The organism is Photobacterium sanguinicancri, assembly GCF_002265265.1.
GTDB lineage: Bacteria > Pseudomonadota > Gammaproteobacteria > Enterobacterales > Vibrionaceae > Photobacterium > Photobacterium sanguinicancri.
The window spans coordinates 1-5,898 of sequence record NZ_NOIF01000240.1 but is presented as its reverse complement, the minus strand read 5'-3'; the positions used below and the strand labels follow the sequence as shown (position 1 = coordinate 5,898).

The window sequence follows — 5,898 nt, the reverse complement described above, 5'->3', positions numbered from 1 at the left end:
ATATTTGGCAATACAAACAAATCACACCTATTAACATTATTGTTAACAATTGGCGATAGATCAAAAAAAACCCCAGCATAATGCTGAGGTTTCTCGACATATAATCAGTGATTAATTACATGTGCTCAATCATATCGTCAGCAAATTCAGAACACTTACGCAGTGTTGCACCTTCCATTAGGCGCTCAAAATCATAAGTTACTGTCTTATTACTGATCGCCGCTTCCATTGAGCTAATAATCAAATCTGCCGCTTCAGTCCAACCTAGGTGGCGAAGCATCATTTCAGCAGAAAGAATCAATGAACCAGGGTTCACTTTGTCTTGGCCTGCATACTTAGGCGCAGTACCGTGTGTTGCTTCAAACAATGCAACACCATCGCCAATGTTCGCACCCGGTGCGATACCGATACCACCAACCTGCGCAGCTAATGCATCAGAAATGTAGTCACCATTAAGGTTCATGGTTGCGATAACATCGTATTCTGCTGGACGTAGAAGAATTTGCTGCAAGAAAGCATCAGCGATGCAGTCTTTGATTACAATTTCTTTGCCTGTGTTTGGATTTTTCAATGTCATCCATGGGCCACCATCAAGCAGCTCAGCACCGAATTCAGCAGCAATTTCGTAACCCCAATCTTTGAAGGCACCTTCGGTGAACTTCATGATGTTACCTTTGTGTACAATCGTTAATGAATCACGATCATTATCGATTGTATACTGAAGTGCTGCGCGTACTAGGCGCTTAGTACCTTCTTCAGAGATAGGTTTAATGCCTACACCACATTGTTGTGGGAAACGGATTTTAGTGGCACCCATTTCGTCTTGAAGGAACTTAATCACTTTATCAGCTTCTTTTGTACCCGCTTGGAATTCAACACCCGCGTAAATATCTTCTGAGTTTTCACGGTAGATAACCATGTCAGTTAACTCAGGTTGTTTAACTGGGCTTGGAACACCTTCAAAGTAACGTACTGGGCGAGCACAAATATATAAATCAAGCTCTTGACGTAATGCTACATTCAACGAGCGAATACCACCGCCAACAGGCGTTGTCAGTGGGCCTTTAATCGAAACTTTATAATCACGAATAAAGTCTAATGTTTCTTGTGGTAGCCATGCATCTTCACCGTAGACTTGGGTCGATTTTTCGCCCGTGTAGATTTCCATCCATTCAATCTTACGGTCACCGGCATAGGCTTTGTTGACAGCCGCATCAACTACTTTGATCATTGCAGGGCTTACATCAACCCCAATACCATCACCTTCAATATAAGGAATGACAGGGTTGTTAGGAACAACCAGTTTGCCTTCAGAATCTAGCGTAATTTTCTGACCTTCAACTGGTACAACTACTTTACTATCCATTTAAATCTCCTAGCGTCCATTTGTTATCTTTTTGTAAGATGCGCGCAAATCATACTCGATTTTTTAACGACACGCCAATCTGCGAATTTTCACGTATAATATGCGAGTCATCATCACTAAATACCCAGTAACACGCTATTTATGAAGCCAAATACAACCTCACGTCAACCTCAACGTGCCAATAATGAGCGCAGAGCATCAAGAAAACTCAATAAACCGAAGCGTCCTCGCGGCCCTCAAAAGATCATTTTATTTAACAAACCCTTCAACGTTCTGACCCAATTTACGGGTGAAGAAGGCGATATAACACTGTCTGATTTCATCCCTGTAAAAGACGTTTACCCAGCAGGAAGATTGGATAAAGACAGTGAAGGTTTGTTAGTGCTAACCAATGATGGCATCTTGCAGGCTCGATTGACTCAACCACAATCTAAGTCTCCAAAAACCTATTGGGCACAAGTAGAAGGTGAGCCAAGCGATGAGCAACTAGACGCGCTACGTAATGGTGTAACCCTAAAAGATGGACCAACACTACCAGCTGAAGTTGAACGCATGGTCGAACCTCCTATATGGGATCGTGTTCCACCTATTCGTGAACGAAAAAATGTGCCGACAACTTGGTTAGCCATTACCTTGCAAGAAGGCCGTAACCGTCAGGTTCGTCGTATGACAGCACACATCAATCACCCGACACTTCGCCTGATCCGCTACAAAATGGCGCAATGGACAGTTGATGATCTTGCTCCTGGCGAATGGCGAGAGGTCACACTGCCATCTTCGCAATAAAAGCGCATTAATGACTAAGTCAGATCAATAATCTTTTTCAGACTTAGTCAATCCCCTATCCCTTTCAACATTACCGCTTAAATAACCACAAAACCCTGTGGCACCGTAGATAAAACACTACCTTTTTACACTCAGTTACTCTATTATTGCCGCAAATAGCAAACGTTTGCCTAGCTAGACGAAAAGTCTGTTTCAATCTTTTAGCTTATATCTATAGCTAGCGCTGAAACGCTAATTTCCTAATGAAAAGCACGTTCTTGCTGTACTACTGCTGATAACAGCGTAAAAAGAAGCCAATAATGAAAGTGTGATTCATATCGTAGTCTGTTTCGTCAGATTGCTTTCTGTTAGAATTACGCTCTTAACACTTATTAGCGACTGAAGAGAAATATGTCAGATAACAGCCCAAAAAAAGTCATAGTCGGTATGTCCGGCGGCGTTGATTCATCGGTATCCGCTTACCTACTCCTTCAACAAGGTTATCAGGTTGAAGGCCTGTTCATGAAGAACTGGGAAGAAGATGATAACGAGGAATACTGCTCTGCTGCAGAAGACCTGGCTGACGCACAAGCTGTATGTGACAAACTGGGCATTCAACTGCACACCATTAACTTTGCAGCTGAATACTGGGACAACGTCTTTGAATACTTCCTTGAAGAATACAAGGCTGGCCGTACCCCTAACCCAGATATTCTTTGTAATAAAGAAATCAAATTTAAAGCGTTTTTAGAATTTGCAGACGAAGTTCTAGAAGCCGATTACATCGCGATGGGTCACTACACACGCCGTAGTTTCCCAACTACTGAAGGTGATAAACCTCAGATGCTACGTGGTGTTGATAACAACAAAGATCAAAGCTACTTCTTATACACACTAAGCCATGAGCAAATTTCTCGTAGCCTATTCCCTGTTGGTGAACTAGAAAAACCTGAAGTTCGCCGTATTGCAGAAGAGCAAGACCTGATCACAGCCAAGAAAAAAGATTCAACCGGTATTTGTTTCATCGGTGAGCGTAAGTTTACTGAATTCTTAGGTAAGTACTTACCTGCGCAGCCTGGCAAAATCGAAACGGCTGACGAAGGTAAAGTCATTGGCGAACACCAAGGCTTGATGTACCACACACTAGGTCAACGTAAAGGCCTACATATTGGCGGACAAAAAGGCGGAAACGGCTTAGAAGACGCTTGGTACGTAGTTGATAAAGATGTGAAACGTAACGTTTTAATTGTAGGCCAAGGTAAAGATCACCCTCGCCTAAAATCAGAAGGTTTAGTGGCAGCACAACTGCATTGGGTTGATCGTCAGCCTATTCGTGAGCCACTGAAATGTACGGTGAAAACACGTTACCGTCAGCAAGATATCCCTTGTACTATCTTGCCAATCGATGATGAGAACATCAAAGTCATCTTTGATGAGCCACAGATCGCAGTAACACCCGGCCAATCAGCAGTCTTCTACCTTGACGAAATTTGTCTAGGTGGCGGCATTATTGAACAACGCATTTAAGGAGCAGTCGCACGTGGCAAACTCTTTATACGATCGTACCATCGCTTTTGCTGGTATCTGCCAAGCAGTGAAACTCGTTCAGAAAGTTGCCCGCGACGGCACTTGCGATAGCGATGAGTTAGCAACCTGTCTAAATAGTATTATGGCGACAGATCCTGCTAACACCCTTGATATTTACGGTGATGAATCAAGCTTACGTTTGGGCTTAGAAACCTTAACAGCAGAGATTGATAACACACCATCTGGCAATGAAATCACACGCTACCTTGTTAGCGTAATGGCACTAGAGCGTAAATTATCTAGCCGCCGCGATAGCATGGCTCAGCTTGGCGAGCGCATTGATGTTCTCAAGCGCCAAACCGAGCATTTTGAATTGCTCGAAGAACAAATGATTAGCAATATTGCCAGCGTTTACCTTGATACCATCAGCCCATTAGGGCCTCGCATTCAGGTAACAGGTACACCTGCCCACTTACAACAAAATAGTGTTCAGCACAAAGTACGCGGTTTGCTACTTGCCGCTGTGCGCAGTGCTGTATTGTGGCGTCAAGTCGGTGGTAAGCGTCGTCATTTAATTTTCGGGCGTAAGCAAATGGTTGAACAAGCAAAAATTTTGCTTGCTCGCTGTTAATAATTTTATTGATTACGAAGCAGTTAATACTGCTTCGTAATATCCAATTTGTTAAACCTCATCAATCAGGAGAGAGACAACATGGAACTGTCAGCATTGACTGCTGTTTCCCCGGTAGACGGCCGATACGGAAGTAAAACAATTGCCCTTCGCAGCATCTTCAGTGAATTTGGTCTGCTAAAGTACCGCACTATTGTTGAAATCCGTTGGTTACAAAAACTGGCTGCTACTGACGCTATCGTGGAAGTTCCTGCATTCAGCGCAGAAGCAAACGCCTTTTTAGATCGCGTTGCTGCTGAATTTAGTGAAGAAGATGCGCTACGTATCAAAGAGATCGAGCGTACAACAAACCACGACGTAAAAGCGGTTGAATACTTCCTGAAAGAGAAAGTTGCTGACGTACCTGAACTACACGCTGTGAATGAGTTTATTCACTTTGCATGTACTTCTGAAGACATCAACAACACTTCTCACGCACTAATGCTAAGCGAAGCGCGTGAGACTGTGATCCTTCCTGAAATCCGTAATGTTATCGACGCTATTAAAGCATTGGCTAACGAATACCGTGAAATTCCATTACTGTCTCGTACACACGGCCAGCCAGCTTCTCCATCAACGATGGGTAAAGAAATGGCTAACGTAGCGTACCGTATGGAACGTCAATTCAAGCAAATCGAAAGCGTTGAAATTCTTGCGAAAATCAATGGTGCTGTAGGCAACTACAACGCACACATCTCGGCTTACCCTGAAGTTGATTGGCACCAGTTCAGCGAAGAGTTCATCACTGAATCTCTTGGCGTAACGTGGAACCCATATACAACGCAAATCGAGCCACACGATTACATCGCTGAGCTATTCGATGCAGTCGCACGCTTCAACACCATTCTTCTTGATTTCGATCGCGACGTTTGGGGTTACATTGCACTGGGTCACTTTAAGCAAAAAACCATTGCTGGCGAAATTGGTTCTTCAACCATGCCACACAAAGTTAACCCAATCGACTTTGAAAACTCAGAAGGTAACCTAGGTTTAGCTAACGCTATCTTTAATCACCTAGCTCAAAAGCTTCCAGTTTCTCGCTGGCAGCGTGACCTTACTGACTCAACAGTACTTCGTAACCTAGGTGTAGGTTGTGGTTATGCGATCATTGCATACACATCAACGCTTAAAGGTATTAGCAAGCTTGAAGTAAACCAAGCTGCGCTAGAAGCTGAATTAGACCGTAACTGGGAAGTATTGGCAGAGCCAGTGCAGACCGTAATGCGTCGTTACGGCATCGAAAAACCTTACGAGAAGCTAAAAGAGCTAACGCGCGGTAAGCGTGTTGACGGTGAAGGCATGCGTGCATTCATTGATGGCCTTGAGCTTCCTGAGCACGAAAAAGCACGTCTAAAAGAAATGACACCAGCTAACTACATCGGTGATGCAGTTAAGCTAACAGACGCACTTTAATTCACGCTCTGACATAAAAAGGTTGGCCTAGTGCCAACCTTTTTTTGTTTACTTTCCAGCCAAAACTAATCTCCCGCCCTTTATCTTCTCAATCATAAAACACCCACTTTTATTTTTATTGTCAATATAATCAATTATTTAAATATAACATGTATTT

5 protein-coding genes are annotated in these 5,898 nt (G+C 43.3%); 4 read left to right on the top strand and 1 reads right to left on the bottom strand.

Annotated elements, in window-relative coordinates:
* Nucleotides 1–115: 115 nt before the first annotated feature.
* Complete coding sequence (icd, locus tag ASV53_RS22135) at nt 116–1,366, bottom strand: NADP-dependent isocitrate dehydrogenase (RefSeq protein ID WP_062688507.1); 1,251 nt, start codon at nt 1,364–1,366, stop codon at nt 116–118.
* A 141-nt stretch (nt 1,367–1,507) separates the two neighbouring features.
* Here icd and ASV53_RS22130 point away from each other — a divergent pair, with 141 nt between their 5' ends.
* The 4 genes from ASV53_RS22130 to purB all read left to right on the top strand — a co-directional run bounded on the left by ASV53_RS22130 (nt 1,508) and on the right by purB (nt 5,741).
* Nucleotides 1,508–2,152: a pseudouridine synthase gene (locus tag ASV53_RS22130; RefSeq protein WP_094958709.1), complete on the top strand. Its 645-nt coding sequence runs from the start codon at nt 1,508–1,510 to the stop codon at nt 2,150–2,152.
* A 390-nt stretch (nt 2,153–2,542) separates the two neighbouring features.
* Entirely contained in the window at nt 2,543–3,658 is a 1,116-nt protein-coding gene (mnmA, locus tag ASV53_RS22125; RefSeq protein ID WP_094958708.1) for a tRNA 2-thiouridine(34) synthase MnmA, read from the top strand.
* Nucleotides 3,659–3,671: 13 nt separating this feature from the next.
* Complete coding sequence (gene hflD, locus ASV53_RS22120; RefSeq protein ID WP_094958707.1) at nt 3,672–4,289, top strand: high frequency lysogenization protein HflD; 618 nt, start codon at nt 3,672–3,674, stop codon at nt 4,287–4,289.
* A gap of 81 nt (nt 4,290–4,370) precedes the next feature.
* Nucleotides 4,371–5,741, top strand: coding sequence for an adenylosuccinate lyase (gene purB / locus ASV53_RS22115; protein WP_094958706.1), 1,371 nt, complete (start codon nt 4,371–4,373; stop codon nt 5,739–5,741).
* Nucleotides 5,742–5,898 lie beyond the last annotated feature (157 nt).

Coding starts and splice junctions, on each gene's coding strand:
- icd (WP_062688507.1), bottom strand. CDS start 1,366: ATGGATAGTAAAGTAGTTGTACCAGTTGAAGGTCAGAAAATTACGCTA.
- ASV53_RS22130 (WP_094958709.1), top strand. CDS start 1,508: ATGAAGCCAAATACAACCTCACGTCAACCTCAACGTGCCAATAATGAG.
- mnmA (WP_094958708.1), top strand. CDS start 2,543: ATGTCAGATAACAGCCCAAAAAAAGTCATAGTCGGTATGTCCGGCGGC.
- purB (WP_094958706.1), top strand. CDS start 4,371: ATGGAACTGTCAGCATTGACTGCTGTTTCCCCGGTAGACGGCCGATAC.